The following is a 23,979-nucleotide window of genomic DNA, read 5'->3' as shown; positions in this document are numbered from 1 at the left end:
GCGCTTGACATGGGTATCCAATCGGTCGACACCGCGGTGAACTACGGCGGCTTCGAAGCACATGCACGTCTTGCGAGCGTGGCTGGGGACTTGCTTGACCGCCTACACGTCTCGACAAAGGTCGGATTTTTCCCGACGCCAAGAGGGGCGGAACACTCACTCGACCCACACCGGTTACGAGCGGCTGTGGAAAAGGCGGCCCGAGACCTGGGCCGTGAGCCGGACGTGGTCCTTCTTCACAGCCCGGAAAGGTCACTTGCGTGCCTGGGCCGGAACAAGGCGAAAGCGGTTTTCAACGCAGCCTGTGCCGAACTTACGGCGGCCACGGGGGTGGGCCTGTGTGGTGAATGGGGCATCGCGTCTTGGGATCCGCGCTGTCTACCCCCGCTTGTTGATGCCAGCCTGCCGACGCCGGACGTTTTGATGGTTCGCGCCGGCCTGCTCGCGGGAATCGAAGTTCTGGACACAGCCGATCTGCTTGCCATCCGGTGGCAAATCGACAGGCAGCGGTTCTGGGGCATGAGTCCCTTCGGCGGAAGCACAACGAGCGAGGTGTGGAGCCGAGTGGATCCGCGGATCTTTCTCCGGGATCCTCAGAGCGCAACGCGGATTGAGGCCGCCTTCCGGGTTTCGTACCACCTTCCAGGTGTGTCCCGCATGGCCGTGGGCGCTGATGATCCCGACCACCTGCGAGCCCTTGTCAAGTCACTCAAGGTCCTTCCACACACGGAACGGCTCTCCGCCTATCGCGGCGGGCTGCGAGCACGGGCTCAGCAGCGGGCCTGAAGCTCCTCGATCAGCCGCCCCGCCGCATGGCGCGCGGGCTCGTACAGGGGGTCGGCGGGGTCGCCATACCCGCCGATCACCTTGGCGCAGAAGAACAGAGCCATCACCCGGCCCTCCGTACTCTCCAGATCCGCCCGACGTTCACGGCGTACGCGCTCGGCCACATCCGGAAGGGCAAGCGAGGTTCCCCAAAGGGTGGCGGCATCCAGGCCACGGGGGGCCATGCCCCAGTCTTCCCAGTCCAGAATCCAGCACTCGCTCGACGACGTCACGTTCGCCCAGTGAAAGTCGGCGTGTGCCGGCAACCAAGTGCGAACTGCCGTGTCGAGGGGCTGCGGAAATGCTTCTCGGATCGTCTGCGAGACCAGGTCCTGGGTGATCGTCACCGTGTCCGGCGTCGCGACACGGGTGGTCTTTTGCTCGGCCAGGGCATCGAGTGACCTGTTGAGCGACACCCACCATTCATCCGGCAACAGCGGATTGCATAGAAGCCTCCCACCCGGTTTCACCGGCCGAGCGGTCACCAACTCGGTCTCGTCCGCCCGCCACATTGCCCGTGCTTCGTCATCCCTCCAGGACATGCCGGCAATCCATTTCGGTTGGAGAACGCCGCTCAAGACCGCGGCGGCCTCGATCCCGTTCCAGCCCTGGCCTTCGATCCGGGACAAGGGGCGACGCTCGATGCGCACCCACGTGCCCCGGTCGGTGGCTCCGCCGACGGATCTCCGCTTGCGGACCACGGTGGTCATATCGAGGCGCGTCTCCAAGCCGCGTGCGACACGATCGAGGACTCCTTCGATGGCCTCGGTACGCAAGTCCCCTACACCGCTCATACAGCGAACCTAACGCTTACGGACCCCGGCCGAGTCCTCCGTCGCCCGGCTGCGAGCCATCCGAGATGCCTCCTTCGAAGTGAGTGGAACAGGCGCGCAGGGCGTACGTGGCTCATGATCTACGTCACGGGGAACCCTCTACTGCGGCCACCCGGAAGGTACCTATCCTCGAACTCTCGCGTCGGCCCGGGGCATCGATCGATCGATCGAGGTCATGGGCCGCGTGTATGGGCACATCGTGGGGTTCGCACTCGACCGTCGTCGGCGGGTGCCGGATTGCGCGCTGGGCCCTGGTGTCGGGCAGGTCGAAGCCGGGCCGAAGCGGTGCCGGCCTCCGGTCGTGGATATGACGTTTTCGCAGGTGAGAGGGGACCGAAATGCAGTTCGGCCGCTACTACGAGGAGTTCGAGGTCGGTGCGATCTACAAGCACTGGCCGGGGAAGACCGTGACGGAGTACGACGACCACCTGTTCTGTCTGCTCACGATGAACCACCACCCGCTGCACATGGATGCCAACTACGCCGAGAACACCACCGATTTCGGCAAGAACGTGGTGGTGGGCAACTACATCTACTCGCTGCTGCTCGGCATGTCGGTGCCGGACGTCTCCGGCAAGGCGATCGCCAACCTGGAGATCGAGTCGTTGCGACACGTGGCACCCACGTTCCACGGGGACACCATCTACGGGCAGACCCTGGTGCTGGACAAGTGGGAGTCGAAGTCCAAGGACGACCGCGGGGTGGTGTACGTGGAGACCAAGGGGTACAAGCAGGACGGCACGCTCGTGTGCGTGTTCAAGCGCAAGGTCATGGTGCCCAAGGAGAGCTACGGCGAGAAGCGCGGTGGCGAGCAGCCCGGACGCCCCGAGTTGATCGAGGGCTGATCGGGCGCTGATCGAGCGCCGACCGGGGCTTCGCCCCCCGGGCGGCCGACCGGGGGTCCCGCCCCGGAATCGAGCGCGGGCGGGTCGCCCAGGGACGGCGCGGCCCGCCCGTTTTTTCGCGTCCGGGGGGCGGTTTGCACGCCCTGCGGGAGGACGCCTGTCCTACGTCGGACCGCCCGCCCCGCGGCAGTCCGCCGGCCCGACGCCGGCCCGCCTGCCCCGAGCCGGCCCGCCCGGCCTACGGCAGTTCGTCCGCCGTCGGGTACGACGACTGGGCACCCGCGCGCCGGACCGCCGCGGCGCCCACCCGGACCGCGTACCGGGTCGCCGTGACCGGGTCGTCGCCGGCCGCCAGGCGCCACGCGAGCGCGCCGGTGAAGGCGTCGCCCGCGCCCGTGGTGTCGACCGCGGCCACCTTCGGCGCGGTGACGTGCACCACCTCCGCGTCGCCCTCGGCGACCAACGCGCCGCCGCTGCCCAGCGTGAGCACGATCGAGCGCGGACGCGCGTCGAGCGAGCGCCATCCCTTCAGCGCCTCGTGTGCGTCGCCGCCGCCCGCCGTCGCGCTCGCCTCGTGCTCGTTGAGCACCAACGGGTCGCACGCTCGCAGCACCGACGTGGACATCGCCACGGCCTTCGGCACGACCGGCGACAGGTTCAACACCACCCGGGTATTGGCCGCGTGGCAGCGCCGGACCACCTCCCACACCGTGTCGAGCGGGATCTCCAACTGGAGCGAGACCACCGCGGCGGCCTCGATCGCCGGTGCCAGGTCGGCCACATCCGCCGGCCCGAATCGCCCGTTCGCCCCGGGCGCCACCGTGATGGTGTTCTCGCCCGCGTCGTCCACCGTGATCAGCGCCACGCCCGAGGCGCCCGGCACGGTCCGCATCGCGTCGGTGCGTACGCCCTCCCGGCGCAGCGTCGCGAGCAACATCCGGCCGTGGTCGTCGTCGCCGACCCGCCCGGCCAGCGCGACGTCGGCGCCCAGTCGGGCCGCCGCGACCGCCTGATTGGCGCCCTTGCCACCCGGGTGCACGGCCAGATCGCCGCCCAGGACCGTCTCGCCCGGCCGCGGATGCACCGGCACCCGGACCACCAGATCGGCATTGATCGACCCGACCACGAGCAACCGCGCGCGGCTCCCGCCGGAGCCGGCCTCGACCCCGCCGGCCTCCCGCACACCGATCCCGTGCCCGCCGGTCCCGCTCACGACACCCCCGGCACTCACGACACCCCTGGCACGTTCCACTCGCGCAGTGCGTCGAGCAGACCGTCGACCAGGTCGAGTCGACTCAGGTCGCCGGTGGCCACCCACCGCACCGCGTCCGCGTCGTCGCCCGCGCGCAACGCCCCGCCGTGCGGCGTGCATGCGTAGTCCCTGATCTCGTACGTCCCACCCTCGGGCGCGGGTCGCAACACCGAACCGACGAGCGGTCCGACGGTCACCTGCAGCCCGGTCTCCTCGACCATTTCGCGAGCGAGTGCGACCGCGTCGGTCTCGCCCTCCTCGACCCGCCCGCCGGGCAGCGACCACCGTCCCTCGCCCGGCATTTTCGCGCGTTGCACCAGGAGCACCCGACCCTCGGAGTCGAGGACGATCGCGCCGACGCAGGGAATGAGCCGCATGCCTCCGGAGCCTAGTACTCGGCGCCGACGCGCAGCGGGAGATCGCCCGTGGACCGCGCGGCGCCCGGCAGCGCAAGGGCGCGCAGTCCCGGCGCGGTGCGCGCTCCCGTACGCCGGTCGGCGGTGTGAACGCACCGAAGGAGTGATCGTCCTTGACGCGGAGCCCTGGGCAGTGGACCGTCTTGTCCTATGAAGGGCGAGCCGAGCTGCCCCCGCTGCGGCGGCCGGGTCCGCGCTCCGGGTCTGTTCTCACAGACGTGGGAGTGCGAGATCCATGCAGCCGTTCCGCCGCTGCAACCCGTCGTGCCGCCCAGTGTCGAGGCGCTGGACGCGGTGGTGCGCCGCTCGCGGGTTCCGGTCTGGTTGCCCTGGCCGCTGCCGGTCGGCTGGTTGTACACCGGCGTCGCGCACGCGGGCGACGATCGGGACGGCTCGCGGGCCGTCGCGGTGGCGTGCACGGGCCCCGCACCGCTGGGCGGACGCGGCGAACTGTTGTTGGTCGCCGAGGAGGTGGGCGTCGGACTCGGCGCCAGGTACGCCGGTTTGCCCGGGCACGACCCGGGCGGCGACTTCGTCAAGTCCGCACCGGCCAAGGTGATGGCGGCCGGTCGGCCCACCCCGCTGTGGTGCGTGATCGACGCGCCGCCCGACCGCGCGGTATACGCGGGCGAGGCAATGGGCCTGTGGTTGTGGGCGATCCTGTGGCCGGGCAAGGCCGGCCATCTCGTCTACGACGACGTGGTGCTCACCGATCTGCGGGAAGCCGGGGCCGAGTTGCAGTTGTTGCCGTGCGGCGCGCTGTCCCCGCAACTGCTGGCGTTCTGACCGACCCGGAGCCGGGGTTCGGACCGGCCGATCGGAGCCGGACCGACCAGAACCAGGCCGACCAGAACCAGGCCGACCCGAACCAGGCCGACCGCAACCGGTCTCGGGCGAGCAACCTACCCGGCCGCCCGCAACCGCACCCGCCGGGCTCGAACCCGTCCCTCGCCCCCCACAGCCCACTCGGCAGGCACCCCGGCCGGCCGGCCCGCGCACGACCCGACGGCCGCCCCGCGAACCCGCTCGATCAGGGTCGTTAGGGTCGAGAGCGTCCATCGACCCTCCCGGCAGACGAGGTCAGCGTGCGCATCGACCTGCACACCCACAGCACCGCATCCGACGGCACCGACACGCCCGCCGAACTGGTCGTCAAGGCGCGTGCGGCCGGTCTCGACGTGGTCGCGCTCACCGACCACGACACCACCGCCGGCTGGACGGCCGCGGCCCAGGCGCTGCCGCCCGGGCTGACCCTGGTCCCGGGCGCGGAGATCTCGTGTGTGGCCGAGGGCGGGATCAGCCTGCACATGCTGGGCTACCTGTTCGACCCGGCGGAGCCGGAGTTCGCCCGGGCCCGCGAACTGGTGCGCACCGACCGGATCCGCCGGGCCGAGGCGATGGTCGAGCGCTGCCGCGAACTCGGCGCCCCGATCACCTGGGCCCGAGTCCTGGAGATCGCGGGCGGCGGCGCGGTGGGTCGGCCGCACGTGGCCACCGCGCTGGTCGAGGCGGGCGTGGTCGCCGACGTGTCGGGGGCGTTCACCGCGGAGTGGCTCAAGGACGGCGGGCGGGCGTTCGTCGAGAAGTACGAGATCCACGCGGTCGAAGCCGTCCGGCTGATCGGTGGCGCGGGCGGGGTCGCGGTGTTCGCCCACCCGGGTGCGGTCAAGCGCGGCCGGACCGTCTCGGACGCCACGATCGCCGAACTGGCCGAAGCCGGCCTGGCCGGGGTCGAGGTGGACCACATGGACCACGACGACGCGATGCGGGCGCACCTGCGCGGTCTCGCCGGTGAGCTGCGACTGATCACCACCGGTTCGAGTGACTACCACGGCACCCGCAAAACCATCGATCTCGGAGAAAACACCACGGATCCGGAGTCCTACGAGGCGATAACGGAACTGGCAACAGGGGCAGCACCCGTCACCGCGTGAACCGGTTCGACGTCACCGTCCTCGGCTCGTCCTTCGTCACGCTCTTCGTGATCGGGCCCGCCCGGCGTCGTCCGGCCGTACCCGAGCCACAACTGTGCGCGGGCGGCGTTCGGGGGTTCGTCGAGGTGAAGCCATAAGGTGCGAAGCGGAGAATCCAGCGGTTGGGGAGAGGCGGAGGACATGAGCAAGTCGGTACGCGGCGTCGTCGCGCGCAGCAAGGGCGCACCGGTCTCGATCGAGACCATCGTGGTGCCGGACCCGGGTCCGGGCGAGGCGCGTGTGCGGGTCCGGGCGTGCGGCGTCTGCCACACGGACCTGCACTACCGCGAGGGCGGCATCGGTGACGAGTACCCGTACCTGCTCGGCCACGAGGCCGCCGGTGTCGTCGAGTCGGTCGGCGAGGGCGTCACCGAGGTGGCCGTCGGCGACTTCGTGATCCTGAACTGGCGTGCGGTGTGCGGCGATTGCCGTGCGTGTCGACGCGGCCGTCCGCAGTACTGCTTCGCGACGCACAACGCGAAGCAGAAGATGACCCTGGAGGACGGCACCGAACTGAGTCCCGCGCTCGGCATCGGCGCGTTCGCCGAACTGACCCTGGTCGCCGCCGGACAGTGCACCAAGGTCGACCCCGAGGCGGACCCCGCCGCGGCCGGCCTGCTCGGCTGCGGTGTGATGGCCGGCCTCGGCGCGGCGGTGAACACCGGCAACGTCGGGCGCGGCGACACGGTCGCGGTGATCGGGTGCGGCGGCGTCGGCGACGCGGCCATCGCCGGTGCCCGGCTCGCCGGCGCGGCGAAGATCATCGCCGTCGACCTGGACGACCGGAAGCTGGAGTGGGCACGCCGGGCCGGCGCCACCCACACGGTGAACTCGAAGGCGGGCGACCCGGTCGAGGCGATCCGCGAACTGACCGGCGGTTTCGGCGCCGACGTGGTGATCGACGCGGTCGGCCGCCCGGAGACCTACAAGCAGGCGTTCTACGCCCGCGACTTGGCCGGGACGGTGGTCCTGGTGGGCGTGCCGACCCCGGAGATGACCATCGAGCTGCCGCTGCTGGACGTGTTCGGCCGCGGCGGTGCGCTCAAGTCGTCCTGGTACGGCGACTGCCTGCCCTCGCGCGACTTCCCGATGCTGATCGACCTGTACCGCCAGGGGCGCTTCGATCTGGACGCGTTCGTCAGCGAGCGGATCACGCTGGAGGACGTCGAGGCCGCGTTCGAGAAGATGCACCACGGCGACGTGCTGCGTTCGGTGGTGATCCTGTGATGCGGATCGACCATGTGGTCACCTCGGGCGTCTTCTCGCTCGACGGCCAGGACTTCGACGTGGACAACAACGTGTGGATCGTCGGCGACGGCCGCGAGGTGGTGGTCGTGGACGCCGCGCACGACGCGGCGGCCATCGCGGCCGGGGTCGGCGACCGTACGGTGACCGGCATCGTGCTCACCCACGGTCACAACGACCACATCAACGCCGCCGCGGAGTTGGCCGAACTCACCGGCGCGCCGATCCACCTGCACCCGCAGGACCGGATGTTGTGGGACGCGGTGTACCCGGACCGCGCACCGGACGTCGCGTTGGCCGACGGCGAGGTGCTCACCGTCGCGGGCACCGAGCTGCGGGTGCTGCACACGCCGGGCCACGCGCCCGGCGCGGTGTGCCTGTACGCGCCGGAGGCCGCCGTGCTCTTCTCCGGCGACACGCTGTTCAAGGGCGGTCCCGGTGCCACCGGGCGCTCGTTCTCGTCGTTCCCGCTGATCCTCGACTCGATCCGGGGACGCCTGCTGGCGCTGCCCGAGCACACGCGGGTGCTCACCGGGCACGGCGACGAGACGACGATCGGCGCCGAGGCGAAGGACTACGACGCCTGGGTGGCGCGAGGGCACTGAGCCGTCGGGCCCCGGGGCGCGGAGCGGGGCCGCAGGGCCCCGAGCCGCCCGGCTCCGGCCCGGGCCGTCCGCGGACATGACGAGGGCGCTTCCCCCAAGCGGGGAAGCGCCCTCGGTTCATGGGTAATCAGCCGGCGTCCGCCACCTTGACGGGGCGGATGTACAGGCGCTCGCCGAATGCTTCGGCGCGTTTCAGGGCAGCCTGCACGGTGTCGATGTCGACGGCGCAGTTGACCGGGTTGGACCCGGTCTTTTCCTGGGCTCGGCTGAGGTTGGTGATTCGGTAACGCATACGCGTCTCCCTTCCCTCCGGTCCGAAGTCGTACGGAGCCGCATGGTGCCGCGACCCCGTCTACAAGGATTGGGTGCCGGGATCCGCAAGGATCAGCCTGACCCGGCAGGGGTCACAACCGGCACCGCCCTGAACAACAGCAGTCACACCGATATCATTCCCGTGACTGAAATGTTCCTTTCCTGACTTTCCTCGACTTACACGTGACGCATGACGCGACATTGCCCGCGAGGCAAGCGAGGACGCGACGGCGACCGGCATAGGACAATGCCGGTCTGAGCACATCGACCGGGCGCCGTACGCGCAGCCGCCATGGGAGGACGAGAGACTTTGCACGATCCGGGAGAGGACGACGTCCGGACGGGCGCGACGGCCGCCTTCGGCGCTGTGGTGCACGAATCCGGCGGGGACCTCGGCGCCGAGCAGGGAGGCCCGCTCGAGGACCACCCCGTCGCGGGCTTCGAAGACACACCCGGAGCACTGCCCGACCTGACGGAGTCGTTCACCCGACCGGCCGTACTGGTCCAGTCCGTCTCTCCGCCCCTGCACTTCGGCACCCACGCGCTGTTCGTCGACGTCGGCTACGTGTACGCGGCGATGGGCCTGCTGGTGGCCGGTTCGGCCGAGCGCAGGGCCTTCCGGGTGGATGCCGAGCAACTGATCACCGGCCTGATCGACGAGGCCCGCCGGGTCTTCCCGGAGGGTCGACTACTGCGGGTGTACTGGTACGACGGCGCGCGCGAGCGGGTGCACACCGTGGAGCAGCGGCAGATCGCCGAACTGCCCGACGTCAAGGTCCGGCTCGGCAACCTCAACGCGCACAACCAGCAGAAGGGCGTCGACTCGCTGATCCGCAGCGACCTCGAATCGCTCGCGCGCAACCACGCGATCGACGACGCGGTCGTGATCAGCGGCGACGAGGACCTGGTCTCGGCGGTCGAGGCGGCCCAGTCCTACGGCGTACGGGTGCACCTGTGGGGCGTGGAGCCCGCCTACGGCACCAACCAGGCCGACCCGCTGGTGTGGGAGGCCGACGTCACCCGGATGTTGCACCGCGAGTTCTGCGAGACCTGCGTGACGCCGGTGATGTTGCCGCCGTCGCACGCCGGCGCGCTCGCGGTCCAGCCGGGCGGCCCGCCGACCGCCGACCAGGCGTGGCGGATCGGCCAGGAGATCGCCAAGCGCTGGCTGGTGGTGCGCGGCCGGGAGAACCTGGCCGACCTGATGCCGGGACCGATGTTGCCGCAGGCGATCGACCGGGGCCTGCTCGTGGACGCGGAGAGCGTGCTGCAATATTCGCTCCGCCCGCACGAGGACCTGCGGCGCGCACTGCGCAACGGCTTCTGGGACCGCCTCAACCAGGAATTCGGCCTCCCGGGCACGGAACTGACGGAGGGCTGAGCGGGTCGGTCAGTCCTTGCGGGCCACGTAGTACAGGTTCAGGAAGTCGCCCTCCAGCGAATGCGTCCGGACGTCGGTGAAGCCGGCCTCCGCGAGCGCGGCGCGGGCGGCCTGTTCGCCCCAGACGGTGCCCAGGCCCTCGCCGCCCTCGCCCAGCGAGACGGTCATGCAGTAGAACACCGAGAACGTGTACAGCGCGGGCCCCAGCGGGTGGTCCAGGTTTTCCTCCAGCTTGCTGGAGGCGGCGATCTCGCCCATCAGGAACACCCCGCCCGGGCGCAGCGCGGCGGAGACGGCGGCCAGCGTGCGACCCGGCCGGGCCAGGTCGTGGATCACGTCGAACGCGGTGATCAGGTCGTACGAGCCGAGCGGTTCGGCCGCGTCGACCACGGCGAACTCCGCGTTCTCCAGGCCCAGTTCCTCGGCCTCGCGGCGTGCGGCGGCGATTCCCTGGGTGGAGATGTCCACGCCGCGGACCCGGCTGCGCGGGAATGCCCTGGCCAGCACGTTCATCGCGTGCCCCTGGCCCGTGCCGACGTCCAGCACGTCGATCCCGGCGGTCAGCCGCTCGGTCAGCCCGGGTGCCAACGGCAATACGCCGTCCACCAGCGCCGCGTCCCAGACCCGGCCGGACTCCTCGGCCTGGAGCTCCTGGAAGCGCGGATAGGCCGAGTAGGGCACGCCGCCGCCCTGCCGGAACGCGTTCACGACGGGCTGCTCGACCTCGCCCATCAGCGCCAGGTACTGGGTGATGCCGGCCAGGTTCTCCGGTCCGGCCGCGCGGGTCAGCGAGGCCGCGTGTTCGCGCGGCAGCAGGTAGGTGGCGGAGTCGGGGGAGTATTCGACGATTCCGCCGGTCACCATGCCGCCCAGCCACTCGCGCACGTAGCGCTCGGTCAACCCCGAGGCGCGGGCGATCTCCTCGCTCGTCGACGGCGGCAGCCCGGCCATCGTGTCGAACAGCCCGGTCTGGTGGCCGACGCTGATCATGAAGGCCAGACAGCCGTCGTCGATGATGTTGATCATGCGTCCCGCGAAGGCTTCCTGCCGCGCGGAATCGACTTCGATGAGCGTCATGGCAACTCCCGGTCGGTCGGCTCGACGGGAGCCGCCGTGGGTGCGCGGGCCTCGCGCCGGGGGTGCCGCCCCGGACGTTCCGACACACCGGAAACACGGGCGACGCCCGCGGTGAAAGACGTGTCTCCCAGCCACGCTACGCCCGATCCGCCCGCTCCGGGAGCCGACACCGGGCCGGGGCGGCGAGCCCGGTGTGAGCGCCCGGGCCGACCGATCCACGCCGAGCCGGGCCCCGGCCCGCGGCCTGGCGGGGGCGGATGTCCCGGCGCCGCTCAGGCTCGATCCGCGTACGCCGCCACGCTCGCCCAGAAGTCGGCCAACGCCGCGGCCGTGGCATCCGGCGACTCCACGTTCGGGGAGTGGTGGGTGTCCGGGATCACCACGTGCGGTACGCCCAGCCGGTCGGCCATCGCGGCCTGCCAGGGCAGCGGCCACGCGTAGTCCTCGACACCGGAGACCACGAGCGCGGGCAGGCCGGCCGCCACCAGTGCGGCGAGTTCGCCCACCCGGTCGGGTTCGGTGCGCAGTTGTTCGGCCATGCCGAGCAGCCCCTCGGGCGTGGTGCCCAGCCAGCGGGCGTGCACGAACGCGGCGATCGCCGGGTCGGCGGGCGGCAGCTGACCCGCCTCCAGTTCCACGGCCTGCATCGCCTCCCACACCTCCTGGGGGGTGAGCACCGGGAGCACCTCTTCGAGCATCAGCAGCCGGGCGACCTCCTCCGGACAGATCCCCGCCGGGCCGGTGCTCATCAGGGTCAGCGAGGCCAGCCGGTCCGGCGCATGCAGCGCCACCGAGCGGCACACCAGGCCGCCGAAGGAGTGCCCCAGCAGGTGGATCGGCTCGCCCGGGGCCACCGCGTCGGCGATCGCGAGCACGTCCGCCACGAGCGCTTCGCGGGTGTACGCCGCCGGATCCGCCGGGCCCGCGGTCTCGTACTGGCCGCGCTGGTCCACCGACACGGTGTGGAAACCGCGTTGCGCCAGCGGGTCGCCGAGCGCGATGAAGTCCTCCTTGCTGCCGGTGAACCCCGGTACCAGCACGGCGGTGCCCAGGCGCGGTGCGGCGCTCGGCGGGGTGCCCTCCAGGACGGCGAATCGTCCGCGCCCGGTCGCCAGGCGACGGGAGCGGACGGTCCCGGGCAAGGTCAGAAAGCGTGGCGTACTCACGCCTTCGAGCCTACTTACCCGCAGGTACGACAACGGCCCCCGGCGCGAAGCCCGGACGTGATCGTCCACACTCCACACCGGGGGCCGTCGGGCCGATGGTGCGACCGTCAGCCCTCGTCGGTCGCGACGGCGCCGGCCTCGGCACCCTCGGGACGGCGACGGGTACGCCGGCGGCGACGGCGCGGTGCGCGCTCGCCGTCCGCGTCCGCATCCCCGGCCACGGCCGGGCCGTCCGCGGGAGCCGCCTGGGCGGGCACGGTCGGCGGTTCGACGAACGCCGCGGCGGTCGCGCCGGCCGGGGCGATCACGACGGCCTCGCCGGTCTCACCGTTCACCCGACGGCGGCGCCGCGAACCCGGTGCCCGACGGCGGCTGGGGTCGCTCGCCTCGGCGTCGGCCGACTCCGGCGCCGGTCCGGACGCGGCCGGGCCGGACGCGGCGGGACCGCTGCGGCTGCGGCCGGTCGCGCCCTTGCGACCCGAGTTGCCCCGGCTGTTCTTGCCGGTCTCGCCCAGGTCCTCGACGTCCTCCGCGCCCAGGCCCGCACGGGTGCGGTCGGCGCGCGGCAGCACGCTGCCCACGGTGGTGGGGATGTCCAGGTCGGTGAACAGGTGCGGCGAGGTCGAGTAGGTCTCGACCGGGTCCGCGAAGCCCAGGTCCAGGGCCTTGTTGATCAGGCTCCAGCGCGGGATGTCCTCCCAGTCCACCAGCGTCACCGCGGTGCCCGAGGCGCCGGCGCGGCCGGTCCGGCCGATCCGGTGCAGGTAGGTCTTCTCGTCGTCGGGGCACTGGTAGTTCACCACGTGGGTGACACCCTCGACGTCGATTCCGCGGGCCGCGACGTCGGTGGCCACGAGCACGTCCACCTTGCCGTTGCGGAACGCCCGCAGCGCCTGCTCGCGCGCGCCCTGGCCGAGGTCGCCGTGCACGGCGGCGGAGGCGAAGCCGCGCTCGGCCAGGCCCTGGGCCAGGTCGGCCGCGGTGCGCTTGGTCCGGCAGAACACCATCACCAGGCCGCGCCCGTTGGCCTGGAGCACCCGGGCCATCAGCTCGGGCTTGTCCAGGCCGTGCGCGCGGTAGACGCGCTGCTGGACCGACTTGACGGTGGCGCCCAGGTCGTCCGGCTCCGAGGCGCGGATGTGCGTGGGGCGGCTCATGTAGCGGCGCGCCAGGGTGATGATCTGACCCGGCATGGTGGCCGAGAAGAGCATCGTCTGGCGACGCGCCGGGAGGCGCTCGACGATCTTCTCGACGTCGGGCAGGAAGCCCAGGTCGAGCATCTCGTCGGCCTCGTCCAGGACGAGCATCTTGACTTCGGACAGGTTCACGTGACCCTGGCCGACCAGGTCGAGGAGCCGGCCCGGGGTGCCGACGACGACGTCGACGCCCTTCTTGAGGGTGTCGATCTGCGGTTCGTAGGCCCGGCCGCCGTACACGGCCAGCACCCGCACGTTGCGCAGCTTGCCCGCGGCCTGGAGGTCGTTGGTGACCTGCACGCACAGCTCACGGGTGGGGACGACGACCAGTGCCTGCGGCATGCGGCCGGCGACCGTGCCCGCGGGAGCGCGGCCGGCCTCGATGTCGGCTGCGACGGTGATCCGCTGCAGCAGGGGGATGCCGAAGCCGAGGGTCTTGCCCGTTCCGGTCTTGGCCTGGCCGATCACGTCGTTGCCGGACAGAGCGACCGGAAGGGTCATCTCCTGGACGGGAAAGGCCTCGATGATGCCGAGTGCCTCGAGTGCCTCGGCTGTCTCCGAAAGTACTCCGAGTTCGCGAAAAGTTGTCAGGGGTCCAGCCTCTTCTGTGTGGTTGGGGGCCGTCCGTACCGAAAGCGGGTCGAGACCGTGGCGCCCACCGAAATTGCGGGGCGCTCCACGGGACCTCTCGCCTTCGGGCGGCCACCCGAGCGGGTCGGTCGGAGCCAGTCGTCCTCCGACCGGGCATCCGCGTTCACTACCACTGTACCCGGCGACGTGCGGCCGGTGGGGTGATGCTCATTACTGCTTGTCCGGAGATGGGCGACTCCGCCCGGACGTGGCGCCCCCGTGCCGCGGTGCGCTCACTACGCTGCGTACTTGTGAACACTGTGGCATTCGTGCACGGTGCGGGCGGCGGGACGAACGAAGGGGTGGACATGGGCGAGGGTGCGCAGCCGACCGGGGAGATGCGGGCCGCCGTGATCGAACTGCTCGGTGTACTCGCGTACGGCGAGATCACCGCCTTCGAGCGGCTCGCCGAGGATGCCAAGATGGCGCCGACGGTGGACGACAAGGCCGCGTTGGCCGCGATGGCGGTGGCCGAGTTCCATCACTACACGCTCCTGCGCGACCGCATCGCCGCGCTGGGCGCGGATCCGGCCGCGGCGATGGATCCGTTCATCGCGCCGCTGGACGAGTTCCACGTGCACACCGCGCCCGCCGACTGGCTGGAGGGCCTGGTCAAGGCGTACGTGGGCGACGGGATCGCGGCCGACTTCTACCGCGAGGTGGCCGCGCATCTGGACGAGGTCAGCCGGGATCTGATCGTCGAGGTGCAGCGCGACACCGGGCACGCGGCCTTCGTGGTCGACGCGGTGCGCTCGGCGATCGAGCGCGACCCCAAGGTGGCGGGCCGGCTCGCGCTGTGGGGCAGGCGGCTGATGGGCGAGGCGCTCAGCCAGGCCCAGCGGGTCGCCGCGGAGCGGGACGTGTTGTCCACGATGCTCATCGGCGGCGGCGCCGGCCCCGGTTTCGACCTGGCCGAGATCGGGCGCATGTTCAACCGGATCACCGAGGCGCACCAGCAGCGGATGGCCGCCCTCGGACTCGCCTCCTGACCGCAGGGGCCACGGCAGGACCGGGAAGCGAAAACCCGAGGGCGGGTGGATCCGGATCCGGATCCACCCGCCCTCGGGTGTGTGTATGGCGCCGATGCCGGCACCGTAGTTCGGGTGTCGGCTGCTCAGGCGCTGGCGCCGAAGCCGACCTTGCGCGCCGACGACTCGCCGATCTCGACGTAGGCGAGCCGGTCGGCGGGCACGAGCACCCGGCGGCCCTTCTCGTCCGTCAGGGACAGCAGCTTGGACGAGCCCGACAGCGCGTCGGCGATGGCCCGCTCGACGTCCTCCGGGTTGTCCGTGCTCTCCAGCACCAGCTCCCGAGCGGCGTGCTGTACGCCGATCTTGATCTCCACGGCTGTCCCTCCGGCCTTGAAATTCTGGAGATCGGCGCCGCGACGACCGCGGGCCGTACCTACCCCAGCAGGCTAGTCGAGAGCCGGGGTCACCGAACGCCATGACGGGTACGCCCAACGCGAACGCCGGACGGGAACAAGATCGCCCCCGCGCCCGTACGCGCAGGCCGTCCGCGGCTTCGAGCGGGTCAGTGCGGCGGGTCGTCCTTGCGCGGGAAACGGGAGATGCCGCGCCAGGACAGCGACGAGACCAGCAGCGAGGCGGCGTCGCGCGGGATGGTCGCGCCGCGTGCGATCCAGTAGCGCGCGGTGACCTGCGCCATGCCGGTCAGGCCGATCGCCAGCAGCATCGATTCCTCCTGGCCCAGCCCGGTGTCCTCGGCGATGATCTTGCTGACCGCCTCGGCGCACATCTCGCTGACCCGCTCCACGCGTTCGCGTACGGCGCTCTCGTTGGTCAGGTCGGACTCGAAGACCAGTCGGAAGGCACCGCCGTCGTCGTCCACGAAGGCGAAGTAGGCGTCGACCGTGGCGGCCACCCGGAACTTGTTGTCGTGCGTCGACTCCAGCGCCCGCTGCACCGCCGCGAACAGGGACTCGCAGTGCTGGTCGAGCAGCGCCAGATACAGCTCCAGCTTGCCGGGGAAGTGCTGGTACAGCACGGGCTTGCTGACGCCGGCGCATTCGGCGATGTCGTCCATCGCGGCCGCGTGGTAGCCCTGCTTGACGAAGACTTCCTGGGCGGCGCCGAGGAGTTGCGTCCTGCGCGCGAGCCGGGGCAGCCGGGTACCGCGAGGACGGGGATCCGCATCCTGGATGGCTGTCACGGGGCTCCTCAAGGTGTCGCTCAACGTGTCGCGGACGCCGGATGATCGGGTGATCCGGCGGGTTTCTCCACCACGTCATCCTACTTTCGGGTAACCCAGGGCGTAAGTTTCGTGGCGCAACGAAACAGGATCCCGCGCTTCCGGTAATCCTCGCAAGGGGGCGCGTGAGGTGCGCGGAAGGCCGTCGCAAGCCCCGCGGCGCCGCTGCCGAAGCGGGGCTCAGCGATAGTCGTCGTCCTGCGTGTGGCCGACCCCGCGGCGCTGCTCGGTCGCGTCCGCGGGATCCACGCCTTCGGGCACCGACTCCCACACCGGGTCGTCCTCACCGTCGTCCGCCTCCACCGGGGTGTGTTGTTCCACCACGTCGGGCACCGGAATCTCGGGGTCTCGGGTCGTGTCGTCGGAAACCGCGGCGTCACCGACGGTGACGTCTTCGAACTCGGGGGTCTCGTCGATTCCGTCCATACGGCCTCCCTGCCCGTGCGGTGCGCCGCCATGCGGCGTTCCCGCCCATGATCCGCCTCGGTCCCGTTGCCGCACTTTCGTGATCGATGTCGAAACGTGATGTGGGAAGCGTTTACAGTGACGTCATGAACCAGGGCATAAGAGCCGAGACCACCCCGCGTGACGAAGTCGGTCGAGGCATCCGCCCTTCCGTCCCAGTGATCATCTCGTAATATTGCCCACCGTGACGACCATCAGCCCCGCAAGCGACGCCGACGCAACGCCATGGCCTGCGCGTACGGTCGAAGTCGCCACCGGCAGTGAGGTCGTGGTGCGCCGCGACGCGCTCCACGATTCCGATCTGCCGCCCGCGATGATGATCCACGGCCTCGGCGGATCCTCGCTGAACTGGACGGAACTGGCCGCCGAACTGCGGTCGGACCTTTCCGTGGAGATGATCGACCTGCCCGGCTTCGGGCATTCGCCGCCGCCGCGGAACGGGGACTACTCGATCTCCGCGCACTGTCGAGCGGTCGAGGGCGCGATCCTGTCGCTGCGCAAGGGCCCGGTGCACCTGTTCGGCAATTCGATGGGCGGCGCGGTGGCCACTCGGCTCGCCTCCCGCCGGCCGGACCTGGTCCGCACACTGACGCTGATCTCGCCCGCGCTGCCGGACCTGCGGGTGCGCCCGTCGGTGTTGCCGACGGCGGCTCTGGGGGTGCCCGGTGTGGGCCGCGCGCTGCTGCGGCTCAGCCGCAACATGACGCCCGAGGATCGCACTCGGATGTCGATCGCGATGATGTACGGGAACCCGGACGCGGTCGGCGAGAAGGCCTTCGCGGATGCCGCGGCCGAGTACCGGCGCCGGCTCGAACTCCCGTACATGATGGACGCGTTCTCGCAGTCGACCCGGTCGGTCATCGGGGCCTACCTGGAGCGCGGCGAGCGGGCGTTGTGGCGGCAGGCGGCCGACGTGCGGGCGTCGACGCTGCTCGTCTACGGACGCCGGGACAGACTGGTCGACGCGCGCATGGCCAAGCGTGCGACCGAGACCTTCCCGGACGCCCGACTGCTGGTGGTGCCCGACTCCGGGCACGTGGCCATGCTCGAACACCCCCGCGTGGTGGCCCGGGGTTTCCGCGAACTTCTCGACGGGGCCCTCTCGCCGTCGAACGTGGTGGGGTGAACGCAGACTCATGGGACGTCACTCGGGAACGCAGACGAGCGTGCGGTACGACGGTGAGGGCCTGCCGGACGACGCGCTCTCCGGCGGTTACGCGGCGGTGCCGCAACAGGTCGCGTACGGGCAGGTCCACCAGGACGGCCAGGGCGGCGAGTGGACCGGCACCTCGTACGGCGGCGGCAGTTCCGAGCAGGACACCGGCTACCACGGCTACCCCGTGGAGCCCGGCTACGGCGGTTACCCGGCCGCGCAGCAGCACACCGCCGGCTACGGGTACGACGGCGGGCAGCAGCACGGCTGGGAGCACCCCGCGCCCGAGACCGGCTCCGGCACCTGGGCGGCGACCGGCACGATGCCCGGCGAGCCCACGCACTGGGACGACCCGCCGGCGCCGTACGGCACGCAGACCGGCTCGGTCGGCTACACCCCGGACGTGTTCCGCATCGACGGCCCGGGCACCGACACGTTCGGCGTCGACGCCTTCGGCGACGGCGCCCTGCACACCGGCTCGTTCGTCACCGGCACGTTCGGCACGGACGGCTTCGGGACGGACACCTTCGGCACGGACGCCTTCGGGGCCGATGCCTTCGGCGCTGACGCCTACTCCGGCGGCTACCCGGCGGTGAACCCCGGGCACGACCCGTACGCCGCGAACGGCCGTCCCGACGGGACGCACGCGATCGCCGAGGCGCCCGCCGCGCCGTCGTACGACACCACCACGTTCGAGCCGCAGAGCTTCGTCGGCTACGGCTACGACGCCTCGGGCGGCTACCCGGCGGTGATGCCAGTCGAGGATCCGCTCGCGGACGCGCTGTACGAGCTGCCCGCCGAGCCGGAACCGGCGATCGGGCCCGGGGCGGGGCAGTATCCGATGGAGTCCGAGCCGTGGGCCGCGTCCGCCCCCGAACTCGACCTGGAACAGCTCTCGTTCGCCACCGAGCCGACCGACGACATCCCGGGGCCCAGGCACTCGGCCGAGGAGTCGGAGCACGGCTTCGAGCCGGACACCGGGGGCGTCCCGCCCAGGGGCCGCGCGCAGACCCGCAAGGCCAACCGGCCCGCGCCGCGCAAGGGGCGGCGCACCCTGGTCGCGGCGAGCGGCGCGGTCGTCACCGGTGCGGTACTCGCCGGCGCGGTCGTGCTCCAGATGCCCGACGAGGGCTCCTCCAGCCAGGCGTCCGGCGACGACCAGGCCGCACCGGGCGGGGCCACCAGACCCACCGACCAGGCCGCGTCGCGGGGCTCGGAACGGGACCCGGTCACCCAGGGCGGCGCCTCCTCGCTGCCGCTGCCCACACCCGCGTCGCCGGTCACCACCGACCAGCTGACCGTGCGCTTCCCGCTCGACCCCAAGCTCGGCCTGAGCGGCAGTTTCGAGACCGTGCCCGGCAAGGAGGCCGCGCCCGGTCCCGGCCGCAAGTACACCTACGCGGTCCAGATCGAGCAGGGTCTGCAACTGGACGGCGAGTTGTTCGCGACGACCGTGCAGAAGACGCTGAACGACAAGCGCAGTTGGTCGAGCGGGGGGCTGACCTTCGAGCGCACCGACGCGTCGAAGGCGGACTTCGTGGTGCGGCTGGCGAGCCCGCAGTCGGTCCACAAGGCGTGCAGCCCCATCGTGGGCGACACCAGCGCGGACAACGTCTCGTGCGACGCGTACGGCACCCCGTACGTGATGATCAACGCGTGGCGCTGGGCCCAGGGCTCGACCGCCTACGGCGACGACATCGTCGGCTACCGACAGATGTTGATCAACCACGAGGTCGGTCACCGGCTCGGCCACAACCACGAGAAGTCCTGCGGCGCGGGCGGCATCGGGGACGGCCTGGCCCCGGTGATGATGCAGCAGACCAAGACCCGGGTCGCGAGCGAGGGCGCGATGAAGGGCGAGACCTGCGAGGCCAACCCGTGGCCGTACCCGTCGGGCAAGTTCACCAAGTAGCCCGATCCGCACCCGCCGGGCGCTCCGGAAGGCGCCCGGCGGCCCCGTCGTGGGTGAATCTCACGGACCGGACCCGATGCCCGGGAATCGGGACGAGCGTGGCACTGTTGCGATAGGAAAAGAGCCGAGATAGACAGTCCGACCATCGGAGTTTCCGTGTCGCAGCTACCACCCCTGGTCGAGCCGGCCCCCGAGCTGACCGTCGACGAGGTCCGTCGTTATTCGCGCCACCTGATCATCCCCGACGTCGGGATGGACGGGCAGAAGCGGCTGAAGAACGCCAAGGTGCTCTGTGTGGGCGCCGGTGGCCTGGGGTCCCCGGCGCTGATGTACCTCGCCGCGGCAGGCGTCGGCACGCTCGGCATCGTCGAGTTCGACACCGTGGACGAGTCGAACCTGCAGCGCCAGATCATCCACGGACAGAGCGACATCGGGCGCTCCAAGGCGGAGTCCGCGCGTGACTCGGTCAAGGAGATCAACCCGTACACCGAGGTCGTCCTGCACGAAGAGCGGCTCGAGGCCGACAACGTGATGGAGATCTTCGGGCAGTACGACCTGATCGTCGACGGCACGGACAACTTCGCCACCCGGTATCTGGTCAACGACGCCTGCGTGCTGCTGAACAAGCCGTACGTGTGGGGCTCGATCTACCGCTTCGACGGCCAGGCCAGCGTGTTCTGGTCCGAGCACGGCCCGTGCTACCGCTGCCTGTACCCGGAGCCCCCGCCGCCCGGGATGGTGCCCTCGTGCGCCGAGGGCGGCGTGCTCGGCGTGCTGTGCGCGTCGATCGGGTCGATCCAGGTCAACGAGGCGATCAAGCTGCTGATGGGCATCGGCGAGCCGCTGGTCGGTCGGCTGATGATCTACGACGCGCTGGAGATGACCTACCGCACGGTCAAGGTCCGCAAGGACCCCGAGTGCGCGGTCTGCGGGAAGAACCCCACGGTCACCGAGCTGATCGACTACGAGGCGTTCTGCGGTGTGGTCTCCGAGGAGGCCCAGGAGGCCGCGCTCGGTTCGACCATCACCCCGCGGCAGCTCAAGGAGTGGCAGGACGCCGGCGAGAACATCGACCTGATCGACGTTCGCGAGCCGGGCGAGTACGAGATCGTCAAGATCCCGGGTTCGCGGCTGATCCCCAAGAACGAGTTCCTGATGGGCCGTGCCCTGGAGGACCTGCCGCAGGACCGGCGCATCGTGCTCAACTGCAAGACGGGCGTGCGCTCGGCCGAGGTGCTGGCGGTGCTCAAGAGCGCGGGGTTCGCCGACGCGGTCCACGTCGGCGGCGGCGTGATCGGATGGGTCAACCAGATCGAGCCGGAGAAGCCGGTCTACTAGTCCTCGGGGCCGGACGGCCGGGCATCGACCCGGCCTTCGGCCGAGGTGTCCTCGAACGCCGGGCGGGCCGATTTTCGGCCCGCCCGGCGTTTTTCGGCTGCTTCGGCTGCTTCTTCGCCTGCTTCGGCTGCGGAAACGGCGCCGGCCTGTGCGGGCGGGACGGTGCTCAGATCGCCTGTTTGCGTTGCAGGTGGGCGAAGGCGAGCCAGCCCGGCAGGACCGGGAGCCAGAAGGTCAGGAAGCGGTAGAGCAGGACGGCCGCCGTCGCCGTCTCGAAGGGCAGGCGCGCGGTGCTGGTCAGGCCCGCGATCAGGGCCGCCTCGACCGCGCCGATGCCGCCCGGGGTGGGCGCGGCCGAGCCGATCGCGTTGCCGGCCAGGAAGACCACCGCGATGGCGGCGAAGTTGGCCGAGCCGCCGAAGGCCCGCACACTGGCGTCCAGGCACAGGATGAAGGACAGCGTGAGCAACACCGTGCCGCCCAGCCCGGCCGCGAGCTTGGTCGGCGTCTGGAGCACGTCCAGCAGTCGCGGCACGATGCCCGAGAACAACTGCCGCAGTTGCTTGACGATCCAGCGCCGCAGCGGCGGTACGGCCATCACCAACAGGATCAACAGGGCCAGGACCAACAGGCCCGCGATCACCGCGCCGGACGGCGCGAAGGACGGCGTCTCGGCGGTGCCGGCGATGTAGCCGAAGAAGGCCAGCAGGCCGACGTGGAAGACCAGGCCGCCCAACTGCGACACGCCCACGCTCGCGGCGGCCAGGGTGGGCGGGATGCCCGCCTTCTGCAGATAGCGCGTGTTCAGCGCGACACCGCTGACCGCCGGGGGCGCGACCAGCTTCACGAACGAACCGGCGAGCTGGACCATGGTCGTGCGAAACAGCGACAGCCGTTCCGGGACGAAGCCGAGCAACATCAGCGCCGCACACACGTAGCTCAGCGAGGAGGCCAGCAGGCCGATCGCCGCCCAGCCCCAGTTCGCGCTGTTGAAGATCTCGCCCAGGTCGACGTGGCTGAGCTGGGACAGCAGGAAGTAGCCCGCGAACGCACTGGCGACCACGGTGACCAGGGTGCGGGCCCGGACCCGCTCCAGCCGGACCGGCTCGACCTCGGCCTGCGGGCGCAGCTCCAGGATCTGCTCGCGGATCCGGGAGAGCAGGTTCTTGTCCTTGCGCAGCACCGAGCGGGTGCTGCGGCTGAGCGCGACCTTTTGCAACAGCGGCAGGCAGGCCGCGACGGTGTCCGCGCCGAGCACCTCCGCGGCGGTGTGCACGGCGCGTTCCTCGCCCACCCGCAGGGCGATGGTGGTGAGCAGTTGCGCGGTGTCGATCCGCAGCGCCAGATCGCTCGACGCGATCTCGCCGGCCCGCAGGTCCACCAGCCACGGCTGGCCGGTGCCGTCCACCAGGATGCTCTCGGCCACCAGCCGCCGATGGGTGAGCCGATGCGCCTGGAGCAGGCCGAGCAGCTCCCACAGCCGGGCCAGGAGCTCGTCGGTGAGTTCGTCGTCGTCGAGGGTGTCGAGGGTACGGCCGGGCACGTGCGCGTAGGCGAGCAGCGCGGCGTCCGGGCCGACCTCGGTGGTGGCCACCAGGCGTGGCGCACGCACTCCCGCATCCGCGCACGCGTAGGCCATCAGCGACTCCTGCTCCAGCGCGCGGCGCGTGGACAGCACGGTGCGGCGCTGGGTGACCCCGCGCAGCACGAGTCGACGATAGAAGCGATAGATCGCCCCGGAAGCCTGCTGGTCCCGGTCGAGCACGGTCACGTCCAGCAGCCGCTCGTCGGCCAGCCGGACCGCGTAGCGGCGGGTCTCCTCGGGGCCGTCGTCGGTGCGTACGCAGGACAGCGCGACCAGGCCGAACCGGCGCAGCGCGGCGACCACCGACTCGGCCGGCGGCCGGGTGTTCGGCAGTCCGACCGCGTACAGCGTCGCGTAGGCGATGGTGCGGCCGAACAGCACGCTGGTGAGCAGCGCGACGGGCGTGGTGTAGCCGCCGACCAGCACGGTTGCCGCGTTCAGCAGGAGCAGCGTCCACACCACGAGTTGCCAACGGGGCCGGCGGACCAGGCCGACCGCGGTGACGTAGGCGACGATCGGTGCGAGGTAGCCGTGCACCGGGTCGGTCCAGCCGCTCCGCGGCAGTGGCAGCGGGCGGGTCAGCGCGTCGCGCAGCGCCTCGGGGCCGGGGCCGGTGATCCACCAGTCCAGGCCGAGCGAGGCCAGGTAGGTCACCGCGGCGGCGATCACTCCGTCGGCCACCCGCAACCCGTCCCGGCTGACCAGGCGTTCGATGCCGTAGGCCACCGGCACCACGAGCACCGCGACCGCGAACACCCCGCCGGAGAGGTTGAGCAGCAGGTGCGGTGTGCTGTTCTGGGCACCGCGGACGATGTCCGACTCCAGGCCGGAGGTGGTCTGTCGGGCGATGCTGGCGAGGAAGAAGACGACGCCGAGGGCGAGCACACCGAGCAGGACTCGGATCAAATCGGACGATCGGTGCACACGCAGCGGTTGTGAGGGCTCGACTACGAGGGCGCGCCCGTTCCCGGGGGCACCCGCTGCGATCGTTCCGTCATGCTCTCGTATCACCCGTCACCACCGCGTCGATCGTGCCACGACCCGCGCCCGGGATTGCGCCCGGCCGCGCCGAAGTGCGACCGAAAGGGCTTCGGCCCCGCGCCGGCCCCGTGTCCGAGCACTCTGTCACCATGTGCGGATGAGTGACCCTAACCCCTTCGCCGAGCGGGTTCTCGACCTGGTCGAGCGCATCCCGCCCGGGCGGGTGATGGCCTACGGGGACGTCGCCGAGGCCCTCCAGGAAGGCGGCCCCCGACAGGTCGGCCGAGTGATGGCCCTGTACGGCGGTGGGGTGCCGTGGTGGCGGGTGGTGCGCGCGGACGGCTCGTTGCCGTCGAGCCACGCGGTGCGCGCGCCCGGGCACTACCGGGCCGAGGGCACGCCGCTGCGTTCCGGCGGCGAGCGGGTGGACATGGGGCGGGCGCGCTGGGTGCCGGAGTCCCACGAGGTGCCCGCCGACGGGGAACTTCCGCCGATCTCCTGACAGTCGGGCGCGGCTCGGGTCACAGTGGTCGCGCCCTGATACGGCAGTGCGCTCCCGTGTGCTTCCGGGGCGATCG

23 protein-coding genes are annotated in these 23,979 nt (G+C 71.1%); 12 read left to right on the top strand and 11 right to left on the bottom strand.

What is annotated here, in order from left to right:
* Positions 1 to 9 precede the first annotated feature (9 nt).
* Positions 10 to 786 (top strand): aldo/keto reductase, encoded by a 777-nt coding sequence (locus tag ACIBM5_RS02780; RefSeq protein WP_396005019.1) that lies wholly within the window; start codon positions 10 to 12, stop codon positions 784 to 786.
* Here ACIBM5_RS02780 and ACIBM5_RS02775 read toward each other — a convergent pair.
* Positions 771 to 1,619: a hypothetical protein gene (locus tag ACIBM5_RS02775; protein ID WP_396005018.1), complete on the bottom strand. Its 849-nt coding sequence runs from the start codon at positions 1,617 to 1,619 to the stop codon at positions 771 to 773. The two genes, ACIBM5_RS02780 and ACIBM5_RS02775, sit on opposite strands and share 16 nt — an antisense overlap.
* A 377-nt stretch (positions 1,620 to 1,996) precedes the next feature.
* Between ACIBM5_RS02775 and ACIBM5_RS02770 the strand changes: the two genes are divergently transcribed.
* Positions 1,997 to 2,503, top strand: coding sequence for a MaoC family dehydratase (locus ACIBM5_RS02770; RefSeq protein WP_020552598.1), 507 nt, complete (start codon positions 1,997 to 1,999; stop codon positions 2,501 to 2,503).
* Positions 2,504 to 2,741: 238 nt separating this feature from the next.
* On the opposite strand, the gene ACIBM5_RS02765 is transcribed toward ACIBM5_RS02770, so the two are convergent.
* Both ACIBM5_RS02765 and ACIBM5_RS02760 read right to left on the bottom strand, forming a co-directional pair.
* Positions 2,742 to 3,686, bottom strand: a complete 945-nt coding sequence (locus ACIBM5_RS02765; protein WP_396005113.1) for a ribokinase — start codon at positions 3,684 to 3,686, stop codon at positions 2,742 to 2,744.
* A gap of 44 nt (positions 3,687 to 3,730) precedes the next feature.
* Positions 3,731 to 4,132: an NUDIX hydrolase gene (locus tag ACIBM5_RS02760; RefSeq protein WP_391585220.1), complete on the bottom strand. Its 402-nt coding sequence runs from the start codon at positions 4,130 to 4,132 to the stop codon at positions 3,731 to 3,733.
* Positions 4,133 to 4,321: 189 nt separating this feature from the next.
* Between ACIBM5_RS02760 and ACIBM5_RS02755 the strand changes: the two genes are divergently transcribed.
* The 4 genes from ACIBM5_RS02755 (at position 4,322) to ACIBM5_RS02740 (ending at position 7,994) form a co-directional block, all read left to right on the top strand.
* Positions 4,322 to 4,957 (top strand): DUF6758 family protein, encoded by a 636-nt coding sequence (locus tag ACIBM5_RS02755; protein ID WP_396005017.1) that lies wholly within the window; start codon positions 4,322 to 4,324, stop codon positions 4,955 to 4,957.
* Positions 4,958 to 5,256: 299 nt separating this feature from the next.
* Entirely contained in the window at positions 5,257 to 6,105 is an 849-nt protein-coding gene (locus tag ACIBM5_RS02750) for a PHP domain-containing protein (protein ID WP_396005015.1), read from the top strand.
* Positions 6,106 to 6,285: 180 nt separating this feature from the next.
* Positions 6,286 to 7,371 (top strand): S-(hydroxymethyl)mycothiol dehydrogenase, encoded by a 1,086-nt coding sequence (locus ACIBM5_RS02745; protein ID WP_391585217.1) that lies wholly within the window; start codon positions 6,286 to 6,288, stop codon positions 7,369 to 7,371.
* Positions 7,371 to 7,994 carry an MBL fold metallo-hydrolase gene (locus tag ACIBM5_RS02740; RefSeq protein ID WP_391585216.1) on the top strand — a complete coding sequence of 208 codons (624 nt, stop codon included), beginning with the start codon at positions 7,371 to 7,373 and terminating at the stop codon, positions 7,992 to 7,994. Before ACIBM5_RS02745 ends, ACIBM5_RS02740 begins: the two co-directional genes overlap by 1 nt.
* Before the next feature lie 127 nt (positions 7,995 to 8,121).
* Here the strand turns inward: ACIBM5_RS02740 and ACIBM5_RS02735 are convergent, their stop codons facing one another.
* Complete coding sequence (locus ACIBM5_RS02735) at positions 8,122 to 8,286, bottom strand: hypothetical protein (protein ID WP_391585215.1); 165 nt, start codon at positions 8,284 to 8,286, stop codon at positions 8,122 to 8,124.
* 312 nt (positions 8,287 to 8,598) lie between these two features.
* Between ACIBM5_RS02735 and ACIBM5_RS02730 the strand changes: the two genes are divergently transcribed.
* Positions 8,599 to 9,687, top strand: coding sequence for an NYN domain-containing protein (locus ACIBM5_RS02730; RefSeq protein WP_396005014.1), 1,089 nt, complete (start codon positions 8,599 to 8,601; stop codon positions 9,685 to 9,687).
* Between the two features lie 9 nt (positions 9,688 to 9,696).
* Here ACIBM5_RS02730 and ACIBM5_RS02725 read toward each other — a convergent pair whose 3' ends face one another.
* From ACIBM5_RS02725 to ACIBM5_RS02715, 3 genes are all read right to left on the bottom strand, one after another.
* On the bottom strand, positions 9,697 to 10,764 hold the full coding sequence (locus tag ACIBM5_RS02725) for a class I SAM-dependent methyltransferase (RefSeq protein WP_396005012.1): 1,068 nt from the start codon (positions 10,762 to 10,764) through the stop codon (positions 9,697 to 9,699).
* A 272-nt stretch (positions 10,765 to 11,036) separates the two neighbouring features.
* Positions 11,037 to 11,930, bottom strand: coding sequence for an alpha/beta fold hydrolase (locus ACIBM5_RS02720; protein ID WP_396005011.1), 894 nt, complete (start codon positions 11,928 to 11,930; stop codon positions 11,037 to 11,039).
* Between the two features lie 107 nt (positions 11,931 to 12,037).
* A complete protein-coding gene (locus ACIBM5_RS02715) occupies positions 12,038 to 13,627 on the bottom strand; it encodes a DEAD/DEAH box helicase (RefSeq protein ID WP_396005010.1) in 1,590 nt (529 codons plus the stop codon).
* Positions 13,628 to 14,064: 437 nt separating this feature from the next.
* Here ACIBM5_RS02715 and ACIBM5_RS02710 point away from each other — a divergent pair, with 437 nt between their 5' ends.
* The gene (locus ACIBM5_RS02710) at positions 14,065 to 14,745 is read left to right on the top strand and encodes a ferritin-like fold-containing protein (RefSeq protein ID WP_391585210.1); all 681 of its coding nucleotides are present in this window, start codon (positions 14,065 to 14,067) and stop codon (positions 14,743 to 14,745) included.
* 125 nt (positions 14,746 to 14,870) lie between these two features.
* Here the strand turns inward: ACIBM5_RS02710 and ACIBM5_RS02705 are convergent, their stop codons facing one another.
* The 3 genes from ACIBM5_RS02705 to ACIBM5_RS02695 form a co-directional block, all read right to left on the bottom strand.
* A complete protein-coding gene (locus tag ACIBM5_RS02705) occupies positions 14,871 to 15,101 on the bottom strand; it encodes a DUF3107 domain-containing protein (protein ID WP_396005009.1) in 231 nt (76 codons plus the stop codon).
* Between the two features lie 188 nt (positions 15,102 to 15,289).
* Complete coding sequence (locus ACIBM5_RS02700; protein WP_391585208.1) at positions 15,290 to 15,928, bottom strand: TetR/AcrR family transcriptional regulator; 639 nt, start codon at positions 15,926 to 15,928, stop codon at positions 15,290 to 15,292.
* Between the two features lie 219 nt (positions 15,929 to 16,147).
* Entirely contained in the window at positions 16,148 to 16,393 is a 246-nt protein-coding gene (locus ACIBM5_RS02695) for a hypothetical protein (protein WP_396005008.1), read from the bottom strand.
* 307 nt (positions 16,394 to 16,700) lie between these two features.
* Between ACIBM5_RS02695 and ACIBM5_RS02690 the strand changes: the two genes are divergently transcribed.
* The 3 genes from ACIBM5_RS02690 (at position 16,701) to moeZ (ending at position 20,835) form a co-directional block, all read left to right on the top strand.
* Positions 16,701 to 17,558, top strand: a complete 858-nt coding sequence (locus tag ACIBM5_RS02690; protein ID WP_391585525.1) for an alpha/beta fold hydrolase — start codon at positions 16,701 to 16,703, stop codon at positions 17,556 to 17,558.
* Between the two features lie 10 nt (positions 17,559 to 17,568).
* The gene (locus tag ACIBM5_RS02685; protein ID WP_396005007.1) at positions 17,569 to 19,497 is read left to right on the top strand and encodes a DUF3152 domain-containing protein; all 1,929 of its coding nucleotides are present in this window, start codon (positions 17,569 to 17,571) and stop codon (positions 19,495 to 19,497) included.
* 156 nt (positions 19,498 to 19,653) lie between these two features.
* Positions 19,654 to 20,835, top strand: a complete 1,182-nt coding sequence (gene moeZ / locus ACIBM5_RS02680) for an adenylyltransferase/sulfurtransferase MoeZ (protein ID WP_396005006.1) — start codon at positions 19,654 to 19,656, stop codon at positions 20,833 to 20,835.
* 166 nt (positions 20,836 to 21,001) lie between these two features.
* Here the strand turns inward: moeZ and ACIBM5_RS02675 are convergent, their stop codons facing one another.
* Positions 21,002 to 23,344: a YbhN family protein gene (locus tag ACIBM5_RS02675; RefSeq protein WP_396005005.1), complete on the bottom strand. Its 2,343-nt coding sequence runs from the start codon at positions 23,342 to 23,344 to the stop codon at positions 21,002 to 21,004.
* A gap of 214 nt (positions 23,345 to 23,558) precedes the next feature.
* Between ACIBM5_RS02675 and ACIBM5_RS02670 the strand changes: the two genes are divergently transcribed.
* Positions 23,559 to 23,903, top strand: a complete 345-nt coding sequence (locus tag ACIBM5_RS02670) for an MGMT family protein (RefSeq protein ID WP_391585203.1) — start codon at positions 23,559 to 23,561, stop codon at positions 23,901 to 23,903.
* Positions 23,904 to 23,979: the final 76 nt, after the last annotated feature.

Origin of the sequence: Embleya sp. NPDC050493, from assembly GCF_044458105.1 — a bacterium.
Lineage (GTDB): Bacteria > Actinomycetota > Actinomycetes > Streptomycetales > Streptomycetaceae > Embleya.
This window is presented reverse-complemented; position numbering and strand designations above follow the sequence as displayed.